Origin of the sequence: Peribacillus phoenicis (assembly GCF_047238085.1) — a bacterium.
In the GTDB taxonomy this organism is placed as follows: Bacteria; Bacillota; Bacilli; order Bacillales; family DSM-1321; genus Peribacillus.
The window spans coordinates 1,262,882-1,282,871 of record NZ_JBDFMF010000001.1 but is presented as its reverse complement, the minus strand read 5'-3'; the positions used below and the strand labels follow the sequence as shown (position 1 = coordinate 1,282,871).

The following is a 19,990-nucleotide window of genomic DNA, read 5'->3' as shown; positions in this document are numbered from 1 at the left end:
CAGTTATCCCACCATTCCCATTAAGTATACGACAGTAAAGATAAACACCCAGACTACGTCAATGAAATGCCAATATAGACTAGCAACATAAAATTTAGGAGCGTTATATAAATTCAAGCCCCTTCTTGCATTACGAACCATAAGAGATATGATCCAAACCAGACCGAAAGCAACGTGTCCTCCATGAAAACCGACTAACGTATAAAACGCGGAGCCGAATGCACTGCTCGTAAAGGTATGATGGAATTCATGAACATAGTGATTAAATTCATAAATCTCAAGACCTAGAAAAGCAAAACCAAGTGCAACTGTAATTACAAGCCATGCTTGCATTTGTTTAAAATGGTTATTTTTCATATGGTACATCGCATACACACTGGTTAATGAACTGGTCAATAACAGCATGGTTGCTACAAATGTCAGCGGTAATTCGAACAAGTCTTTAGCTAAGGCTGCATCACCATTTGGAACTTTATCCTTCAATGCAAGGTAAGTTGCAAAAAGTGAGGCGAATAGTACCGTCTCTCCACCAAGAAACAACCAGAATCCCAAATACTTATTTTTACCTTCTAAAGTCGCTTTCTCGGGAGAAGCAGGCCAAGTGGCATCCGTGAATCTTTCATCTGTTTGCATTATGCCTTACCTCCCTTGTCTTTATCGTCCATAAGTTCTTCTTTATGAATGTGGTATCCATGATCGTCTTTTACGGAACGGATAAACATTGAAGCGAATGTGATCAAAAGTCCAACAATCATTATAGGCAGGGTCCATGTCTTATCATCCATATTATATAAAGCTCCGAATGCGGCAACAAATAAACCCAAGGCAATCGTTAAAGGAAGTATGGATGAATTCGGCATATGGATATCCCCCAGTGGTTCTGCAGGAGTCATTTCCTTTTTCCCTTCCATTTTTTCAACCCAGTAAGGATCTAATCCGCGGACAAGCGGAAGTTGTTTGAAATTATAAAACGGCGGTGGTGATGGGATGGCCCATTCCAGCGTACGGCCGTCTCCCCATGGATCATTGCCGACTTTCTCATTCTTCACAGATGTAATGATTATATTGATGACCATAACCAAGACCCCAAATGCCATTAAGAAGGCTCCAACTGTACTAATCATATTACCTGTATTGAGACCTTGATCGTCCAAGAATGTAAATACGCGACGAGGCATCCCCATCAAACCTAAGAAATGTTGAATGAAGAATGTTAAATGGAAACCGATCAAGAACGTCCAAAATGTGATTTGTCCCAATTTTTCACTTAACATCGTTCCAAACATTTTTGGCCAATAAAAATTGATTCCAGCCAGTAAGCCCAATACAACCCCGCCAACGATTACATAGTGGAAATGGGCAACAACGAAATAACTATCATGGTATTGATAATCAGCTGGTGCTGATGCGAGCATGATACCTGTCACGCCGCCCATGGTAAATGTAGGGATAAAGGCAACTGCATAAAGCATCGGTACCGTGAACTTGACGCTTCCGCCCCACATCGTAAAAATCCAGTTGAATATCTTAATACCCGTCGGCACTGCAATAGCCATGGTAGCAACGGCAAAAATCGCATTCGCGATAGGTCCTAAACCAGTCGTAAACATGTGATGCGCCCAAACCATGAAACCTAAGAAACCGATTAAAACGGTTGCAAATACCATTGATGAATAACCAAATAATCTTTTTCTGGAGAATGTAGCGAAAATTTCGGAAAAAATACCGAAAGCTGGAAGAATCAGGATATATACTTCCGGGTGACCGAATATCCAGAATAAATGCTCCCAAATGATCGTATTCCCGCCCGCTGCTACATCAAAGAAATTCGAGCCGAACATCCTGTCGAACATCATTAACACCAATCCTACGGTAAGCGGAGGAAAAGCGAATAATATCAATGCGGAAACAACGAAAGTTGACCATGTGAACAGCGGCATACGCATATATGTCATACCAGGCGTACGCATATTAATAATGGTTACAAGGAAATTGATCCCCGCAATTAATGTTCCCAATCCTGATATCTGTAATCCCAGGACGTAAAAATCAATACCGTGGCCTTCGGAATGCAGGGAAAGTGATGCATATGATGTCCAGCCTGCATCAGGAGCCCCCCCTAAAAACCATGAAAGATTCAGAAAGACTCCTCCAAAGAAAAACAACCAAAAACCTAACGAGTTCAAAAATGGGAACGCGACATCACGTGCCCCTATCTGTAAGGGTACAACCGCATTCATTACAGCAAACACCAATGGCATGGCTGCCAGAAATATCATAGTTGTACCGTGCATGGTCAATATTTCATTATAAAATCCGGCACTTACGAAGTCATTATTTGGGATTGCAAGCTGGATACGGATAAACATCGCTTCCAAACCGCCGATTACAAAGAATAATCCGCCAGAGATAAGATATAAAATGGCGATTTTCTTATGGTCCACCGTCGTCAGATAATCCCAAAGCGTAGCGCCAAATCCTTTTTTATTAGCGTACGTACTCACGATTTAACCTCCTTAATCAATGTTCTATTTGTCTTCCACCTTAAGCTCTAATAGATAGGCTGCCAGTGCATTAATATCTGAATCCGAAAGTTCGCCGTAAGTACCGGTCATCGTGTTGCCCGGTTTATACTTCTCAGGATCTTTGATCCATTTTTTTACATTCTCTTCAGTATGATCCAATACGCCAGCCACTTTTTGACGCTCACCGAATGTAGCGAGATTCGGAGCCTGACGAGCAGCTTCAGGCCTGCTGTCATTTGGTGTCACCGCATGGCAGCCTATACAACTTTGATTAAAGACATCTTCACCCTGTTTGGCCAGATCACCTTCAACGACAGGTTCCTTCGCGGCTTTCATATCTTTGGTCCACGCTTCAAAATCGCTTTTGGACTTCGTTACGACCTTAAAATCCATCAAAGCATGTGAAGGACCGCAAAGTTCAGCACATTTTCCGTAAAACAAGTTGTTTGAATCTTCAGCCTTTTCACTGTCGAATTCTAAGAAAAACTGATTGACCCCTTCTGTATTGGTATCCATCTTTCCTCCGACAGACGGTACCCAGAATGAATGCTTAACATCTGAAGCAGTTAGATTGAAGTACACTTTTTGATCGGTTGGCACAACCAAATCCTGACTTGTTACAACGCCAAGGTCCGGATATTCAAACTCCCACCAATAAAGGTTCGCCCTGACATTCACGACAAGTGCATCCTTCGTTTTTCCATCCTTATCTTTCTTATCCATTGCCTTTGTGTCGGCTAAGTCGAAAGTCGTGACGACGGTTGGAACAGCCAGAACAATTAAAAGAAGGATAGGAATAACAGTCCAGATAATTTCGAGTTTATGACTTCCTTCAATTTGTTTCGGTATTGTTTCGTCGCCTTCCTTCCGACGGAAGCGTAGTAAAACTACAACGAACAAAATAATCACAACAATAATAACCAGTACCATGATCAGTGTACTCAATATCAGTAAGTCATACTGAGATTGCGCAACATCGCCAGCTGGCTTCAGTGCGGATAGAAATGGTTCGCCGCAGCCCGAAAGGACAAGTCCTACAATACCCAGCAGAGCAATTAGGCGCCATTTGTGCAGCCTTTTTTTCATAGCTTCAGAAACCCCTCTTTCGTCAAAATTTTCTCACAAAAATAAAAATGGGCGCAATTGCGAATATTCTCTCTATGTCAATTTCTAAAAAGAAAGAATCCCTAAACTAAGGAATTATTATGATGATCCATGTAACCGCTCTTATGTATGACCCCGTTGGTTCCGTTAATATGTATGAGTGGCGGTCAGTGCAATATATATCAGTAAGCTGGAGCCTGTAAAAGAACAGGCTCCCAGCTTATTTTAACCAAAACTAGATGAGAGTGACAATAACCATCGCTACAAATAAAATGGTCATATAATTTAAAGAATATACAAACATGGATGTTGCCCATTTAACATCATCTTTCTTTTTATACCCCTTAATTCCCAAAATAAGCCACCCCGTGCTCAATAATGCAGCAAGAATAACTAGCGGAGTTCCTAATGGAGTTAAAAAGAAAGGAACGAACATTAAACAGATGATCCATAGCATAATCGACCTTTTTGCGGCCTTGAAGCCTTTTACGACCGGAAGCATGGGTACTCCGGCTGCACGATATTCTTCGACACGCCTCATTGCTAGTGCATAAAAATGAGGCGGCTGCCACAAGAACATGATCGCAAACAGGACCCAGGCGATCTTATCAAGGCCCGGGTCGACTGCAGCCCACCCGATAAGTGGAGGCACGGCTCCGGATATACTGCCTATAATCGTATTCGAGACAAATCTACGCTTGAAAACCATTGTATATAGAACAACATAGGCGAAGACGCCGAATGCACCTAGTATGGCAGTTGTCATATTAGTCAATGCAAGTAAAATCAGCCCTGCAGCAATTAAGCCGAAACTTAATGCCAATACCTTTGAAGGCTGTACTTTCCCAGTTACCGTTGGACGGTTTTTCGTTCTTTCCATTAAATGATCGATATCACGGTCATAATAATTATTGAAACTGCAAGATCCCGCCATAATGAGCGCCGAACCTGCAAGTGTATAAAACACTACATCTAGATTGCTTAAGAAGCTAAGCCCCGAAAAATGAAGAGCTAACCACACGCCGGTAAAAGCTGTAATTATATTTGAATTGACAATCCCCACTTTTATAAGTGCGAGAAAATCCTTCCAAGCTGTTGTTTCAGGTATATCCGATTGAAGGGCGGCTTTACTGTCCTCCATGACAGCTTCTGACAAACCCCTTGTTTCTGACATTTGTTTTCCTCCTTTAAATCATTCAGCACAGACGCAAATGCAAAAAAATACTTACATATGCTATAGAACATTATTTCATACTTTTTGATATTTGTAACCAAGGAAGCGTAAACAAAAAGTAAATTATTTACCAATGACCGTTGTCAATGGAATCCATCGAGGGACATCATTCTTAATATCATGCTTAATAACAGTAAAATTTAGTAAAATCATTTCTTCAATATATTAAAACACATTTTTGGAAGCTTTTGTGAAAATTTTTCGGATAATTTTTGACCAATTTGTGTCTCGATAATTTACTGCTGTTATAAGAAGTTCATCAAGAACATGAATAGTATGCTGTTATCATCATCCCCTAGGCTTATTCCCTATTTTGCTCCTACTTGAAGGTTTACACTCCCTTTATTTCTATCAAAGTCTTTTGTAACTTTCAACTATTTCAGGCATTTTAATTAATAGCTATAATATAAACTGAACTTGTAAAATCATTCTATTTTGTGTAATATCGAGGAAGTTCGACAAATATTATGAAAAATCTTATGCTATTATTAATTTTAAGAACAATCCTATTTGCTACAGAGAAAAAGGTGGGACTACTAGTGAAATCGTCTCTTAAATGGTTTGCTGTTTTAACAACGATTGTAATGCTTTTCATCTTACTTGGTGGAGCTTTAGTCACGAAGACGGATTCCGGCATGGGTTGCGGCAGGTCATGGCCGTTGTGCAATGGCCAATTGATCCCGGACAAAATCACGATTGAATTGGTCATTGAGCTTTCCCATCGGCTCGTTTCAGGTGCTGGAGGATTCTTGGTTTTAATTTTATCGTATATGTCTTGGAAAAAAATCGGCCATATCCGTGAAGCGCGTTTCTTATCCGTCCTTTCTTTTGGCTTTCTGTTACTGCAAGGGTTGATCGGAGCCGCTGCCGTCATTTGGTCACAATCCGATTTCGTCCTTGCCCTTCATTTTGGCATATCGCTCATTTCCTTTGCTTCCGTCTTTTTACTGACACTGTTGATTTTTGAAGTAGACAAGAAGTTCGAAGCCGAAAAACTTATAGTGGACAAACGAATGACATTCCATATTATTGGCGTATTGATTTTTTGTCTGGCAGTCGTATATACGGGTGCTCTTGTAAGGCATACAGAATCCAGTCTTATCTGTAAGGATTGGCCTTTATGTGTAAATGACAGCGCTGCACTCCCATCCAACCTTTATGAATGGATTCAGATGGGTCACCGTGCAATGGCAGGCGCTATATTCATTTGGGTATCATATGTGGCTTATATCGCCCAAAAACATTACAAAAATCAAAAAGTTTTATATGGCGGTTGGATTGCTGCATTCATTCTCGTATTTTTACAGGTTACAGCTGGAGCCTTCATCATTTTCTCAAGGCAAAACTTATATATCGCATTGACACACGCATTGTTCATTGCCTGCTTTTTTGGTGTAATGAGCTATTTGATGCTATTGACATCAAGAAGTAAAAAAAATGCCCTAGCCAAGCAAAAAGGGAACTCCACGCACACAGTCAAAGGACAGGATGAACAGGATATAACACCAACTGTACCCGCTCGTTAATGTCTGATTGTTCAATCAATAATATAAAAGGACAAAACAAAAACCACCATTCCCGGGAATGGTGGTTTTTGTTTTGTCTCAAGATGACCGTACATTGCCTAAAAAGAGGGTACAGAGCAGCTTGAAACCTCAAGCATACCCTATATACCCCAAATCGTTTACAAGGTCACAGTCAGCTAGATTACTTAGTTATTTCAATCAATAAGTCTCCAGTACTGATCGCTTCTCCATCTTTTACATAAATATCTTTAATGGTCCCGGAGAATGGTGCTTGAACGGTAGTTTCCATTTTCATCGCTTCCGTAATGATTAGGTGATCACCCTGCTTGACCTGATCGCCTTTCTCGACCACTACACGAATAACCGTACCTGGCATTGTCGCACCGAGTTGTTCTTTATTTTTTGGGTCTGCTTTCATTTTTGATATAACGGATGATTTAATGTTTTCATCCTTGATGATCACTTCACGCGATTGACCATTCAACTCAAAATAAACGACCCTTGTTCCATCAGCCAATGGCTGACCGATTGAAACCAATTTTACGATGAGCGTTTTACCCTTTTCAATTTCAACTTCGATTTCTTCCCCTAGCCTCATGCCATATAAGAAAGTTGCGGTATCGAGGTTGGAAACATCTCCAAACAGTTCAATCGTTTTATTGTAGTCCAGGAATACTTTTGGATATAGGGCATATGCAAGCACATCGAAATCAGTGACTGCCCGTCCCAATTCCTTGAATAATTCTTCTTTAAGTGCTGCAAAGTCCACTTCTTCCAATAATTCACCCGGTCTTACTGTTATAGGTTTCTTCCCTTTCAGGATAACTTCCTGAAGCTCTTTAGGGAATCCCCCAACTGGCTGACCTAGATAGCCTTCGAATAACTCTATGACCGAATCAGGGAAATCGATGGATTTGCCTTTTGTCAGAACATCTTCTTCAGACAGGTTATTTTGTACCATGAATAAAGCCATATCCCCAACAACTTTGGATGAAGGAGTTACTTTAACGATATCGCCGAACATTACATTGACGCGCTGGTACATCTCTTTCACTTCATGCCAGCGGTCTCCCAGCCCCACTGCTTTGGCTTGCTGCTGCAGATTACTATATTGACCGCCCGGCATCTCATGTTTGTAAACCTCGGTATGAGGTGCATTCATGCCGCTTTCGAAGTCATGATAGAATTTCCTGACCTCTCCCCAGTATTCTCCTAAACGCTCTAGTGAATCGACTTCCAATTTAGGCTGTCTGCTTGACCCCTCCAATGCATAATGAAGTGTTTGTACACTTGGCTGCGAAGTCAGTCCAGCTAAAGAACCAATCGCCGTATCAACGATATCCACACCAGCTTCGATCGCTTTAGAATACATGTAAATTCCATTTCCGCTTGTATCATGAGTATGCAGATGGATCGGAAGGGATGTCGATTCTTTCAGTTCCGATACAAGGCGGTAAGCAGCTTCAGGTTTCAAGAGGCCGGCCATATCCTTGATCGCTAAAATATGGGCACCGGCTTGTTCTAATTCCACCGCCATATTTTTATAGTATTCGATATTATACTTGCTGCGTGATGGATCATTCAAATCCCCTGTATAACAAATGGCAGCTTCCGCAATTTTGCCGGATTGACGGACTGCATCAATAGCCAATTCCATTCCTTTAACCCAGTTTAAACTATCGAAGATACGGAAAACATCAATGCCTGCATCCGCTGATTTCTCTACGAATTCACGAATGACATTATCAGGGTAATTTTTATAACCAACTGCATTTGAAGCCCTTAAAAGCATTTGCAAAAGGACATTCGGAGCTTTTTTCCTGAAACTTAACAGCCTGTCCCATGGATCTTCTTTCAAGAAGCGATATGCGACATCGAAAGTTGCCCCGCCCCACATTTCCATTGAAAATAAATCAGGAAGGAGTTTTGCTGTAGGCTCAGCGATATCAAGGATATCTTTCGACCTGATTCTCGTCGCCAGTAATGATTGATGTGCATCACGGAAAGTCGTATCGGTGATCAATACCTCTTTCTGTTCTTTGATCCATTTGACAAGTCCCTCTGCACCTTGCTCTTCAAGTATATTTTTTGTACCAGAGATAAGCGGCAGACCACCAACATTCGGAATTGGAGCTGGATCAAAAACCGGCTTTTTCTTTTTCTCGACTCCCGGGAATCCATTCACGGTCACATTTCCGATATATGAAAGCATTTTTGTCCCACGGTCTTTTCTGATTGGGAAGCTAAATAATTCAGGTGTTGTATCAATGAATGATGTATCATATTCCCCATTTATGAATTTTTCATGTTTTACAACATTTTCAAGGAAGGGGATATTTGTTTTAATACCACGAATCCTGAATTCCTTAAGGTTACGAACCATTTTGGAAGCTGCCTGCTCAAATGAAAGCGCATGAGTCGAAAGTTTAACGAGAAGGGAATCATAGTATGGTGTGATGACCGCACCTTGGAACCCATTCCCTGCGTCCAGACGAACACCGAATCCCCCACCAGAACGGTAAACCATCATTTTCCCGGTGTCGGGCATGAAATTATTCAATGGGTCCTCAGTCGTCACCCTTGATTGAATCGCATATCCATGAGTTTTAATTCCTGCTTGTTCGGGAATCCCGATCTTTTTGCCATGGAGTTCATGGCCTTCAGCTACCATGATTTGAGATTGAACAATATCAATGCCCGTAATCATTTCAGTAATGGTATGCTCAACCTGTACCCGTGGATTGACTTCAATAAAGTAAAATTCGCCATTTGCGACAAGGAACTCGACCGTACCAGCGTTTACATAATCAATATTTTTCGCCAACTTGACGGCTGCCTCACAAATCCTTTCCCTTAAATCTTCGGTAAGGGAAACGGAAGGTGCCACTTCCACAACTTTTTGATGCCGTCTCTGAACGGAACAGTCACGTTCATATAAATGGACGATATTCCCATGAGTATCAGCCAAAATCTGAACTTCGATATGCTTCGGATTTTGTATGAATCTCTCTACATAGACTTCATCATTACCAAAAGCTGCTTTAGCTTCTGATTTTGCGCGATCATAAGCCTCTTCAACTTCTTCGATTTTTTCGACAATCCGCATTCCGCGTCCGCCGCCGCCTAAAGAGGCTTTTATAATAATTGGAAAACCGTATTGTTCACCAAATTCCTTGACTTCTTCAACACTGGTCACCGGTCCATCGGTACCAGGGATAACCGGAATATCAGCCAGTTCAGCTTGTGTTCTGGCTTTTACTTTGTCACCAAACATATCTAGGTGTCTTGATTCTGGTCCGATGAAGATTATGCCCTCTTCCTCACAACGTTTTGCAAATTCAATATTTTCTGAAAGGAAACCATAACCGGGATGAATCGCATCAACTCCGCTCATTTTGGCAATCGCAATTATGCCTTCAATATCCAGGTATGCATCAATCGGCTTTTTGCCTTCCCCGACCAAATATGCCTCATCCGCTTTATATCTGTGATAAGAACCATAATCTTCCTTTGAATAGATTGCAACTGTGTGAATGTCTAATTCCGTACATGCACGAAAAATCCTTATCGCTATTTCCCCACGATTTGCCGCAAGTACTTTTTCTATACGTTTCCCCATTGCTACCACCCTAATCAATATGTATTTTTATTGAATATATAGAAAAAAAGCGTGAAAGATTTCCACCACTTTTTATTCATGAATTGATTTCCCAAATAAGGAGTCCAATCTGATGAAGCTCATTTTATCGCTGATGTAATTATTTCGATATATTTTATATTTTCGTTTTTTACTTTCTATAAAGATAAAAAAGAGCCCTATACCACTAGCAAATGAAAATTTAGCTATAATAATATATTATCAATTTGATTTAACATTCAATTAATATAACAATAATACTAAAATTAACTGAATACAATAAAAAAATAAAAAATTGCATATATTCGTATATAAAAACAAGGAATTAAATCTGATTTCCCACCAAGACTCCAATGCCGCAGCAAAGGAACAGGACCATAAATTGCCAATATCAAAATAAAAATTCAAAATAATACAAAAACTCAAATTGAACTTCAGTAGTTCAATTAGTATGTCACTATTGAATATAGTATAACACTATTAATTAATTATGTACATAAATAAAAAACTCAAACAATCATCGAGATTTGTTTGAGTTAGTATGTTTTATCTATTATTTTTTTAATGATGCTTCATGCAAAACTGACAATTCCTGTTCAAGGGTTTCCAACAGGGATTTACCCTCGGTTTCCTCTACCAAACCTAAGCGTACGGCAAAATCAATTTCTCTTGATAGACCGAACATCTGTGTATCAAGGACCTCTTCATATAAAGGACATTGAGGCATAGTGAGATTTTCCATTTGAACTTTTATCAGTTTTAGAATCTTGTCAGCATCTGCTTTTAATAAAGCATAAGCTTTTTCTCGATGATTGACAAGCATATCAGATGCCATGTTAAATCCCCCCGCTCAGAGCGATTAAATCTTATCTCTAAATTCTACCTTTAGTTTTGTGAAAAAGCAAGGACATTGACAAACAATTTGCCATTGAGATATCACGATCACCTCTCAAATGAATATACCTAGCCATGGAAATTGTTCACCATCGTGAAGATGTGACATTTCAATTATAATTGATTATAATCATTAAAGAGCAACAGAAAGGAATGAGATATTTGGAACCCATCGTATTTATAAATGGAAAAGTGAAATATCCAATTACGCTAGATCCCGGAGTATGGATTTTTGATGACCGTAAAGTTGAAATAAATACATATTTCCACGCTGAAAGAGTCCAAGTCAATGAATTAGAAGAATATACGATTGCCGCCTCCAAACATTGGCAAAAAGAAATACAGGAAGGCGCAATAATGCCACCCACATTAAAAACGGAACGAAAGTTCGAGAAGCAAAGATTGCTGGAAGGGACTTTCGGCATCCCTTTTGAACCTTTTTTAAAAAATGCCGAACCTGAAAATGGGGTAACTGAAGTCATCGTTACAACCGATGATGAGGAGCTTACATTCCCGTTGGAAACGGCACTTGAATTTTTCCTGGGCTTTTCCAAGAAAGGAAAGCCGCTTAAAATATCCGAGGGCGGTCCTTTGGAAATTTATTTCGGAGACGCTTCCAACATCAATGATCCGATAAAAAATGTACGGTCTTTCACTGTTAAATAAGACTTAGTCCATTCTCACCAAAAACTTTAGAGCAATCGGCAAGGGATATCCCTTGCCGATTGCATTATAAAAGCGTAGCTGCCAGCTGGGCCAATCCAGATCTTTCCCCTTTTATCAATTTAACATGGCCTGCAATACGCTCGGTCTTGAATTTTTCCACCACATATGTCAAACCATTATTATATTCATCTAAATACGGATGATCTATTTGCTCCGGATCTCCCATTAATACAATTTTGCTTCGCTCCCCGACCCTTGTCAAAATGGTCTTGACCTCATGTTTCGTTAAGTTCTGCGCTTCATCGATGATAATGAACTGATCCGGGATGCTCCTTCCCCTGATATAGGTGAGGGCCTCCACTTCGATCGAACTCATTCCTGCTAAAATGGCATCCAATTCACCAGGTTTTTTCGTATTGAACAAAAATTCGAGATTATCAAAAATAGGCTGCATCCATGGTCTTAATTTTTCTTCTTTTTCCCCTGGCAGATAACCAATATCTTTACCAACCGGAACAATGGGCCTGGCAACCAAAAGTTTCTTATATTGTGACAAATCTTCAGTTTGCATCAATCCTGTTGCCAATGCCAATAAAGTCTTACCTGTCCCAGCCTTACCAATGAGCGTCACAAGCTTGATATCCGAACGAAGCAACAAATCTAAGGCCATCGTCTGCTGGACATTTCTCGGTTTAATTCCCCAAATATGTTCCCCTTCATACATCAATTTCTTAACGAACCTGCAATTCTCATCCACAATCCCTATCGCAGAAGCTGAACTGCCCAGCGTGTCCTTCATCAACAGGAATTGATTTGGATAATATGAATCTTTTGTCAGTTCTTCCAGTGCCAGAAAACTTTTTTCATAAAACTTATTCAGATTATCAATCGATACAAACACTTCTTTGTGCCCAGCGTAAATATGGTCCAGTTCTACGACACGGTCATTTAAAAAGTCCTCTGCCTCAAAACCGATCGCATCAGCCTTAACCCTGACGAGAGTATCTTTACTAACCAAAATGACCGTTTTTCCAGCTTCCTTCGTCTCTTCTTCCAAAGATAAATTTTTCGCGACTGCCAATATCCTGTTATCATTCGTTTTCTCCACAAAAATTTCCTGAAGCTTATGAAATGAACGGTGGTTGAGTTCAATCCTTATGCTGCCTCCATTATGAAGCGGAATGCTCTGATGAAGCTTCCCTTTTTCCCGAAAGCCATCGATCAATTTCGATACTTGCCTGGCATTCCTTCCGATTTCATCCATGTACCTTTTTTTCGAATCCAATTCTTCTAATACGACTGCTGGAATGACAACTTCATTATCTTCGAATGAATAAATCGAATACGGATCCTGCAACAGGACATTCGTATCTAAAACATAGATTTTTTTCCCCAATATGATGCCTCCTGCCTGCTCTATAGGATATGCCTTACCATTTACTACACTCAGCATTTATGTAGCGGACGAGACTGTTGATAAAATATATGTTCCTTTGCATAAAGATAGAAGAACATTTACAGACTATAAAGAAAACTTCCAGCAAAGAATGCAATCCCCAACATTGATTACACCATGTTTCACTGCATTTTATACTTATATGCATCAGACTTGGTAGTGATGGACAGGCTGGAACAAAATAAAGAGCATTAAGGAGGTTTTACATTGCAAAAAATCATATTGTCGCTCGCTGCGGTTCTGTTGATGTCAGGTTGCACAATGGATAATAATAACGAAGTGTCTGAAAATAATGCGAAAAACAATATAACGAAGGTCAATAATACGACCATTAAGGAAGCAGACAGAAATACAGGCCAGCAAACAGCGGAAAGACTCACCGGTTTGGCTAAATCCATTCCGGAGGTGAACGATGCCACCGCAGTCGTACTTGGCAAATATGCCATCGTCGGAATAGATATTGACCAAGATATTGAGCGTTCACAGGTTGGAACGATAAAGTACTCTGTTGGAGAAACTTTAAAACATGATCCTGAAGGCGCAAATGCCCTCATCGTCGCTGACCCGGATATAAATGAGCGGATCAGGGAGGTGGCCAGAGACATTAAAGACGGCAAACCGGTTACCGGGATACTGAATGAACTGGCTGACATCACAAGCCGAGTCATTCCTGAGGTTCCTGGTGATATTTTAACCCCAACGCCGTCCAAGAACATTGAAAAGGAAAAAAATAAACTTGATGATGAAACGGAAAGAAAAGAACTCGATAAAGAGCAAAATGATCAATCCAATCACTTTAAAGAATGAATTTTCCTGACCCGAAGTGAATCTTCGGGTTTTTTGTCTATACCCGCCATGCACCAAGTAACATTAACTTTCAAATGTCAGTTCACTTTATCCTCGTTTTACCATAAAAATATTGGTATACTTAAAAGCATATTCGAATTGAAGTGAGGTTCAACTAATATGAAGGTTAAATGTGTAATATGCGATCAAATTGAATCTATACCTGACGATAGCCCAGAAGCAAAGAAACTTCGAAACCGTCCTATACATACCTATATGTGCAATACATGTAACCAACGCATAGAAGAGCGTACGAACGAACGGATTGCAACCGGAAACTTCCGTCTGTACCGGACAATCAAAAATGAAGATGAATGGTAGAATATTTTATAAAGTTTGCCTCATTGGTCTCATCAATGGAGTTCTGCTTGGATTGATAATGAAGTGGGTAGAAATGTTTTCCGGCAAGCAAGTGTATAAGCTTTTATTGAATGTTGATTTCCTTCCTCTAATTGGAGCCGTTTCCTGGAGTGAGGCATCATTGTTCTTTTTCCATCTCCTTTTTTCACTTGCCATTACGTTTATTTACGCTTATATTCTTCTTCCTTTGAAAATTTTCAGGAAATGGAACAAATACGCACTTGCTTTTATCACGATCATTCCCGCCATCATGCTTTACTTCCCGCTATCGGCGCTGTCGAAAACAGAAGTTGTCCTTCCTTCTGATTTGACAGCTTTCTTTTTGTGGACAATCTTACATCTTTTTTACGGACTTTTCCTCCCTAAAGCAATATAAAAAAGAACCGTGCGTAATCGCACGGTTCTTTTTTCATTACTCGATATTTTTATACTTTTCTGGCTCTAACTGAATTTGGTCTAACATGATATCAATCAATTCAATCGGATAACGTTGCTTTTTCATTTCGTCTCCCAAAAGGTACTCGACGAAATAAAATGGTTCTGTTTTTGTAACCGAATCGATTATCACCTGATGATCGTCTTTCAGCATCTGCATGAAAAACATTTCTGTATCGCGTGCAGCTGTATCATCAGGCCTTGCATCACAGACAACTTTGATCGTCAACCAATTGTATAAAGCATCCTGTAATGATTTCATCATCTTAAGCCTGTTCTTCTTTTCTCGAATTATGAAGACGGATCCTATAGATCCCCAGAACAAGCGAAGCGATGACTAATGCTTCCCCCATAGGAAGAAACACCGCAAAGAAAGAAAGAAGGGTACATCCAAGTGCCATTACCACATAAATGACCACATTTTTTAGCAATGGTAACTTTTTGGCAAAACCTAACTGATAGACAAGGATGCATAATCCAAAGACCGTCAAATATAAATACCACATTCCTGCTTCAGGGTTTTCATCCACTCTGTACAATGCTGCAAAAAATGATAATCGCTCTTGGATATCCAATCTTTTCTCCTCCTCTTGCTATTTATTTTTCTTCAACAGCAACTTTTTTTCTTTTAGCTGCTCTTTCACGCTCGTTTTTATCTAGAATTTTTTTACGAAGACGGATTGAATCCGGAGTTACTTCACAGTACTCGTCATCGTTCAAATATTCCAGAGCTTCTTCAAGGGACATGATTCTTGGTTTTTTCATGGAAGAAGTTTGGTCTTTATTTGCTGAACGCATATTTGTCATTTGTTTCGCTTTAACGATATTAACTGTCAAATCGCTATCACGGTTATGTTCCCCGACGATCATGCCTTCGTAAATATCCGTACCTGGCTCAACGAAAATAACACCGCGGTCTTCAACTTGCATAATACCATATTGTGTAGTTTTTCCTGATTCCATGGATACAAGTACACCTTGACGTCTTCCGCCGACTTGACCTTGTGCCATTGGTTGGTAGCTGTCAAATGAATGGTTCATGATACCATATCCGCGTGTAATCGTTAAGAACTCAGTTGAATAGCCAATAAGTCCGCGAGCTGGGATCGTGAACAGTAAACGAACTTGACCGCTTCCGCTGTTGATCATATCCAATAATTCACCTTTACGGGCTCCCATTGATTCCATGATCGAACCAGTGTGCTCCTCAGGTACGTCGATTTGTACACGTTCAACCGGCTCACAACGGACACCATCAATCAAACGAACGATAACTTCCGGTTTAGAAACTTGCAGTTCATAACCTTCACGTCTCATGTTTTCAATCAGGATGGAAAGGTGAAGCTCCCCACGACCTGAAACAATCCAGACATCCGGAGAATCAGTATTTTCGACTCTTAAGCTGACATCAGTCTGCAATTGGTTTCTCAAACGCTCTTCAATTTTACGAGCTGTAACGAATTTACCTTCACGGCCTGCGAATGGGCTGTTATTTACAAGGAAAGTCATTTGTAATGTTGGCTCGTCAATACGCAGGATAGGTAGAGCTTCAGGGTGTTCAGTCGGACAAACTGTTTCCCCTACGTTAATATCCTCCATACCAGAAACGGCAATTAAATCACCGGCAACGGCTTCTTGGATTTCAACTTTCTTCAAGCCAATATAACCAAAGATTTTCGTTACACGGAATTGTTTAACCTTCCCATCAAGTTTCATTAATGAAACCTGTTGACCTACATGCATTTTACCGCGGAATACACGGCCAACGCCAATACGTCCTACATAATCATTATAGTCAAGTAAAGCCACTTGGAATTGAAGCGGTTCATCTGAGTTATCAATTGGTGCAGGGATCGTTTCAACGATTGTTTCGAAAAGTGGGGTCATGTCTTCTTCTTGTTTAGCAGGATCTGAATCCAAGCTTGCAGTACCAGCAATACCTGAAGTGAAGACAACCGGGAAGTCTAATTGTTCTTCTTCAGCTCCTAGTTCGATGAATAAGTCAATTACTTCATCGACCACTTCATTTGGACGTGCAGAATCTTTATCGATTTTGTTCACGACAACGATTGGCGTGATCTTTTGTTCCAATGCTTTTTTCAACACGAAGCGAGTTTGCGGCATACAGCCTTCATATGCATCAACAACAAGAAGAACGCCATCAACCATTTTCATGATCCGTTCCACTTCACCACCAAAGTCGGCATGACCAGGTGTATCCAAAATATTGATCCTTGTATCTTGGTATTGAACTGCTGTATTTTTCGCAAGAATCGTAATTCCGCGTTCTTTTTCAATCGCATTAGAATCCATCGCACGTTCTTCCACATGTTCATTTTCACGGAAAGTACCAGATTGCTTAAGCAACTGATCCACTAACGTTGTTTTACCATGGTCAACGTGGGCAATGATGGCTATATTACGAATATTTTCTCTTAATTTCAAAAAATTCACTCCTAAAAAAGTTTGTGTATAACGTATCACTAGTATTAACTTACATATTATATCACAAACATACTAGAAACAAATACAGAAATTATGTACAATAGATATATTAGGGGTGATATTAATGAACATTAAATGGAATTTCTTAATATTAGCGGTATTGGCAACATCCAGCATTGGCTCCATTGGCATCTTCATTGCTGAAAAAAGCTTGATTGGAATATTGGCTGCAATCGTTATTCTTTGCGGAATCATGGGGTTCGGTTTCACCCAGAAGAAGAAATTACGCGAAGCCGGGAAGTTATAATATAAAAAACTCGCTGACAGACAGCGAGTTTTTTTTGTTAATTATTTCAAAATGGGTATTTGATTCCATCCATGCAAGATATTTATCTTGCACGCAATAAGGCCCTTGATGCTAACGGCTGGTGTTTCCTGATAAGTATTTATCGAATACTTCTTCGTGAAGCCCAGGTTTAGATACGAAAAGTGAGTCTCCTTTCAAATAATTCAATTTGTCACCTTTAATATTACTAACTTCCCCGCCCACTTCCTCAACCAGTAAAACTCCCCCGGCAAAGTCCCAAGGCATGAGTCTCATGGTTATGTATGCATCAATCCTTCCAGCTGCCACGAATGCCAGCTCCAATGCTGCCGAGCCATAAGAACGTGTCCCTCTTGCATCCCGAACCAGCGGTGCCAGAAGACTCGGGTCAATCCTCCGGTTTTCCGTTACCCAGCTAGCATTAATGGAAATGATCGCTTTGCTTACTGATGCCTCTTCAAGCGATGGAAGCCTTTGATCATTCAGAAATGCTCCCTGCCCCTTGACCGCATGATATAATTCATCACTGAAGACATCATAAACCATGCCAATCTTTCCAATGCCATCCACATAAACCCCAAGAGAAATTGCAAAATTCCTCTGTTGATGAATGAAATTCAAAGTTCCATCAATTGGATCGATTATCCACACCGTACCTTTTAAGTCTTTAATATCATGGCCCATTCCCTCTTCGCCAAAAATGCGATGTTCAGGAAAGACTTCGCCGATTTTTTCGCAAAAAAACTTTTCTATCCCCTTATCCATATTAGTGACCAAATCATTCGGATTCGTTTTCATTTCAATATTCAACTTGGTTTTAAAGGACGCCCTTAGCCTAGTACCCGCTTCTTTCATCCATAACTTCGCATATGTATCCATTTCCTTGACCGATGCCATTATAATATCCCCGTCCTTTATGATCAGAAACTACATTAAAATGATCCACTTCTAAAGATTAAAGCAAATATAGCTTGCCTTCAAGTTTTTAACATCTTAAATTTTCCATTTTTTAAAACATATGAAGAAAGAAGGTTCCTTGACCATCCATCCATTAATCGGTATCGCAATCATGAGTTAGCCCGCACGAATACTTATCAGACCACTTTGCCTTAACGTCTCGCTTCCTTATTAATTGGAACCGAACCGAACTAAAACAAAATACCACCTTATATATATTGGACATTTAATGAAAAACGGACACATTATTTTTTAATAAAATAAAGTGTCCGTTCATCTATAATAAAATTCCTTGTATTGAAATTGATTCATTTCCTTTATTCATTCTCCTTCAAGATCTCTGCAGCCAATATTTACAAGGCTTTCAGTTTTAACAATTCCAAGCGGATGCGTTCAAGCCTTTGCTTGCATTGTGACCTCTTTTGGTCATTCTCTTCACCAATTGCTTCAAAAAGGGTTGCTAATTCATAGTCCATTTCCATTCTCAACACTGCAGCTCTATGTCTTTCAACTTCTTTAGCTTTTAATGCTTGGTTCATGACTTGTTTCATAATTAACATTCTCCCTTCATCAATTAACGTAATTTTCTGAATTTATATTATCATATGATTTCCTACAACAAATAGCAACTAATTTGTGCTTTAACCTATAAGTAATTTTATATCGCCAACCCAAATCGTATTTTTTAAATTTTACTTTTACTTATGCTACAATATGTGCAGATATTACGGTAGGAGAGATGAAAATGACTATAGCAAGTTTTACAGCAAGTGATTTTGACGTTTTTAAAATTGATGGATTGGAATCGCGCATGGATGCTTTAAAAGAACGGATCCAGCCCAAATTACAAGCCCTAGGAGAGCACTTTTCTCAAAAACTGTCAGTTATGACCGGCGATGAAATGTACCCTCACGTTGCAAAGCATGCTAGACGGACAGTGAATCCTCCTAATGATACATGGGTTGCTTTCGCTGCCAACAGCAGAGGCTATAAAATGATGCCGCATTTCCAAATCGGATTATGGGAAACGCATATGTTCATCTGGTATGCCGTCATTTATGAAGCCCCTAATAAAACGGAAATCGGAAAGCATCTGGAGCAGCAGGCAGACCGATTGGTGAATAGCATTCCCTCACATTATGTGTGGTCAATGGACCATACAAAACCTGATGTCATCCCTCATGAAGGTCTTGAAGTAGATGATTTGAATTCAATGTTCACTCGTTTGCAAACGGTAAAGAAAGCCGAAATTCTATGCGGTATAAAAATTTCCCGTGATGACGCCATTAAGTTAAAAGATGATGATTTCATTCAAACCATTCAAGATGCGTTTGAACATCTTTTACCCTTATATCAATTAAATTAAACACATTTGATTTGTATTCGGATCCAACAAAAAACTGGTTTAGATAAAAGGAGAGCCTTAAGGCTCTCCTCGGACTGTAGACAAACTCGATCATTATAGAGTTTGACTACAGTTTTTTTTAGGTTTTTAAAATTTGACCGTTGCCTACAGACACTTGCTTTCCGCGGGCGGTCCGCCCTTGGCGCTCTTGCGCCTGCGGGAATCTCGAACTCCC

The 19,990-nt window shown here is 39.9% G+C and carries 19 protein-coding genes; 7 read left to right on the top strand and 12 right to left on the bottom strand.

What is annotated here, in order from left to right; translation table 11 throughout:
- Positions 1 to 3 precede the first annotated feature (3 nt).
- The 4 genes from ABC374_RS06200 to cyoE all read right to left on the bottom strand — a co-directional run bounded on the left by ABC374_RS06200 (position 4) and on the right by cyoE (position 4,803).
- Entirely contained in the window at positions 4 to 633 is a 630-nt protein-coding gene (locus ABC374_RS06200) for a cytochrome (ubi)quinol oxidase subunit III (protein ID WP_048684533.1), read from the bottom strand.
- Positions 633 to 2,504 carry a cytochrome c oxidase subunit I gene (ctaD, locus tag ABC374_RS06195; protein ID WP_054396968.1) on the bottom strand — a complete coding sequence of 624 codons (1,872 nt, stop codon included), beginning with the start codon at positions 2,502 to 2,504 and terminating at the stop codon, positions 633 to 635. The genes ABC374_RS06200 and ctaD overlap by 1 nt, the downstream gene beginning before the upstream one ends.
- Before the next feature lie 24 nt (positions 2,505 to 2,528).
- Positions 2,529 to 3,611 (bottom strand): cytochrome c oxidase subunit II, encoded by a 1,083-nt coding sequence (gene coxB / locus ABC374_RS06190; protein WP_350301929.1) that lies wholly within the window; start codon positions 3,609 to 3,611, stop codon positions 2,529 to 2,531.
- Positions 3,612 to 3,864: 253 nt separating this feature from the next.
- Positions 3,865 to 4,803, bottom strand: coding sequence for a heme o synthase (cyoE, locus tag ABC374_RS06185; protein WP_350301928.1), 939 nt, complete (start codon positions 4,801 to 4,803; stop codon positions 3,865 to 3,867).
- 599 nt (positions 4,804 to 5,402) lie between these two features.
- Between cyoE and ABC374_RS06180 the strand changes: the two genes are divergently transcribed.
- Positions 5,403 to 6,389 (top strand): COX15/CtaA family protein, encoded by a 987-nt coding sequence (locus ABC374_RS06180; protein ID WP_350301927.1) that lies wholly within the window; start codon positions 5,403 to 5,405, stop codon positions 6,387 to 6,389.
- A gap of 181 nt (positions 6,390 to 6,570) precedes the next feature.
- On the opposite strand, the gene pyc is transcribed toward ABC374_RS06180, so the two are convergent.
- Positions 6,571 to 10,008 (bottom strand): pyruvate carboxylase, encoded by a 3,438-nt coding sequence (gene pyc, locus ABC374_RS06175; RefSeq protein WP_350301926.1) that lies wholly within the window; start codon positions 10,006 to 10,008, stop codon positions 6,571 to 6,573.
- A 571-nt stretch (positions 10,009 to 10,579) separates the two neighbouring features.
- A complete protein-coding gene (locus ABC374_RS06170) occupies positions 10,580 to 10,861 on the bottom strand; it encodes an Fpa/YlaN family protein (RefSeq protein ID WP_034313996.1) in 282 nt (93 codons plus the stop codon).
- A gap of 221 nt (positions 10,862 to 11,082) precedes the next feature.
- Between ABC374_RS06170 and ABC374_RS06165 the strand changes: the two genes are divergently transcribed.
- Positions 11,083 to 11,586: a peptidyl-prolyl cis-trans isomerase gene (locus ABC374_RS06165; protein ID WP_413016509.1), complete on the top strand. Its 504-nt coding sequence runs from the start codon at positions 11,083 to 11,085 to the stop codon at positions 11,584 to 11,586.
- 64 nt (positions 11,587 to 11,650) lie between these two features.
- Here ABC374_RS06165 and ABC374_RS06160 read toward each other — a convergent pair whose 3' ends face one another.
- Complete coding sequence (locus ABC374_RS06160; RefSeq protein WP_413016507.1) at positions 11,651 to 12,982, bottom strand: PhoH family protein; 1,332 nt, start codon at positions 12,980 to 12,982, stop codon at positions 11,651 to 11,653.
- Between the two features lie 267 nt (positions 12,983 to 13,249).
- On the opposite strand from ABC374_RS06160, the gene ABC374_RS06155 reads away from it, so the two are divergent.
- The 3 genes from ABC374_RS06155 to ABC374_RS06145 all read left to right on the top strand — a co-directional run bounded on the left by ABC374_RS06155 (position 13,250) and on the right by ABC374_RS06145 (position 14,624).
- A complete protein-coding gene (locus tag ABC374_RS06155) occupies positions 13,250 to 13,849 on the top strand; it encodes a YhcN/YlaJ family sporulation lipoprotein (protein WP_350301924.1) in 600 nt (199 codons plus the stop codon).
- A 159-nt stretch (positions 13,850 to 14,008) separates the two neighbouring features.
- A complete protein-coding gene (locus tag ABC374_RS06150) occupies positions 14,009 to 14,209 on the top strand; it encodes a YlaI family protein (protein WP_072272690.1) in 201 nt (66 codons plus the stop codon).
- 52 nt (positions 14,210 to 14,261) lie between these two features.
- Positions 14,262 to 14,624: a hypothetical protein gene (locus ABC374_RS06145; protein WP_413016505.1), complete on the top strand. Its 363-nt coding sequence runs from the start codon at positions 14,262 to 14,264 to the stop codon at positions 14,622 to 14,624.
- A 36-nt stretch (positions 14,625 to 14,660) separates the two neighbouring features.
- Here the strand turns inward: ABC374_RS06145 and ABC374_RS06140 are convergent, their stop codons facing one another.
- Genes ABC374_RS06140 through typA form a run of 3 tightly spaced genes read right to left on the bottom strand, consistent with a single transcriptional unit; the run spans position 14,661 to position 17,128 of the window.
- Complete coding sequence (locus tag ABC374_RS06140) at positions 14,661 to 14,945, bottom strand: hypothetical protein (RefSeq protein WP_101224732.1); 285 nt, start codon at positions 14,943 to 14,945, stop codon at positions 14,661 to 14,663.
- 4 nt (positions 14,946 to 14,949) lie between these two features.
- Entirely contained in the window at positions 14,950 to 15,258 is a 309-nt protein-coding gene (locus ABC374_RS06135; protein WP_034314008.1) for a YlaH-like family protein, read from the bottom strand.
- Positions 15,259 to 15,280: 22 nt separating this feature from the next.
- On the bottom strand, positions 15,281 to 17,128 hold the full coding sequence (gene typA / locus ABC374_RS06130; protein ID WP_048684521.1) for a translational GTPase TypA: 1,848 nt from the start codon (positions 17,126 to 17,128) through the stop codon (positions 15,281 to 15,283).
- Positions 17,129 to 17,252: 124 nt separating this feature from the next.
- Between typA and ABC374_RS06125 the strand changes: the two genes are divergently transcribed.
- Positions 17,253 to 17,435 carry a YlaF family protein gene (locus tag ABC374_RS06125; RefSeq protein WP_034314013.1) on the top strand — a complete coding sequence of 61 codons (183 nt, stop codon included), beginning with the start codon at positions 17,253 to 17,255 and terminating at the stop codon, positions 17,433 to 17,435.
- 111 nt (positions 17,436 to 17,546) lie between these two features.
- Here the strand turns inward: ABC374_RS06125 and ABC374_RS06120 are convergent, their stop codons facing one another.
- Both ABC374_RS06120 and ABC374_RS06115 read right to left on the bottom strand, forming a co-directional pair.
- Positions 17,547 to 18,350, bottom strand: a complete 804-nt coding sequence (locus ABC374_RS06120) for an inositol monophosphatase family protein (protein WP_350301922.1) — start codon at positions 18,348 to 18,350, stop codon at positions 17,547 to 17,549.
- A 413-nt stretch (positions 18,351 to 18,763) separates the two neighbouring features.
- Positions 18,764 to 18,961: a hypothetical protein gene (locus ABC374_RS06115; protein ID WP_034314018.1), complete on the bottom strand. Its 198-nt coding sequence runs from the start codon at positions 18,959 to 18,961 to the stop codon at positions 18,764 to 18,766.
- Positions 18,962 to 19,155: 194 nt separating this feature from the next.
- Between ABC374_RS06115 and ABC374_RS06110 the strand changes: the two genes are divergently transcribed.
- Positions 19,156 to 19,776: a YktB family protein gene (locus ABC374_RS06110; RefSeq protein ID WP_413016502.1), complete on the top strand. Its 621-nt coding sequence runs from the start codon at positions 19,156 to 19,158 to the stop codon at positions 19,774 to 19,776.
- Positions 19,777 to 19,990 lie beyond the last annotated feature (214 nt).

Coding starts and splice junctions, on each gene's coding strand:
- ABC374_RS06200 (WP_048684533.1), bottom strand. CDS start 633: ATGCAAACAGATGAAAGATTCACGGATGCCACTTGGCCTGCTTCTCCC.
- coxB (WP_350301929.1), bottom strand. CDS start 3,611: ATGAAAAAAAGGCTGCACAAATGGCGCCTAATTGCTCTGCTGGGTATT.
- cyoE (WP_350301928.1), bottom strand. CDS start 4,803: ATGTCAGAAACAAGGGGTTTGTCAGAAGCTGTCATGGAGGACAGTAAA.
- pyc (WP_350301926.1), bottom strand. CDS start 10,008: ATGGGGAAACGTATAGAAAAAGTACTTGCGGCAAATCGTGGGGAAATA.
- ABC374_RS06170 (WP_034313996.1), bottom strand. CDS start 10,861: ATGGCATCTGATATGCTTGTCAATCATCGAGAAAAAGCTTATGCTTTA.
- ABC374_RS06150 (WP_072272690.1), top strand. CDS start 14,009: ATGAAGGTTAAATGTGTAATATGCGATCAAATTGAATCTATACCTGAC.
- ABC374_RS06140 (WP_101224732.1), bottom strand. CDS start 14,945: ATGAAATCATTACAGGATGCTTTATACAATTGGTTGACGATCAAAGTT.
- ABC374_RS06125 (WP_034314013.1), top strand. CDS start 17,253: ATGAACATTAAATGGAATTTCTTAATATTAGCGGTATTGGCAACATCC.
- ABC374_RS06120 (WP_350301922.1), bottom strand. CDS start 18,350: ATGGCATCGGTCAAGGAAATGGATACATATGCGAAGTTATGGATGAAA.
- ABC374_RS06115 (WP_034314018.1), bottom strand. CDS start 18,961: ATGAAACAAGTCATGAACCAAGCATTAAAAGCTAAAGAAGTTGAAAGA.
- ABC374_RS06110 (WP_413016502.1), top strand. CDS start 19,156: ATGACTATAGCAAGTTTTACAGCAAGTGATTTTGACGTTTTTAAAATT.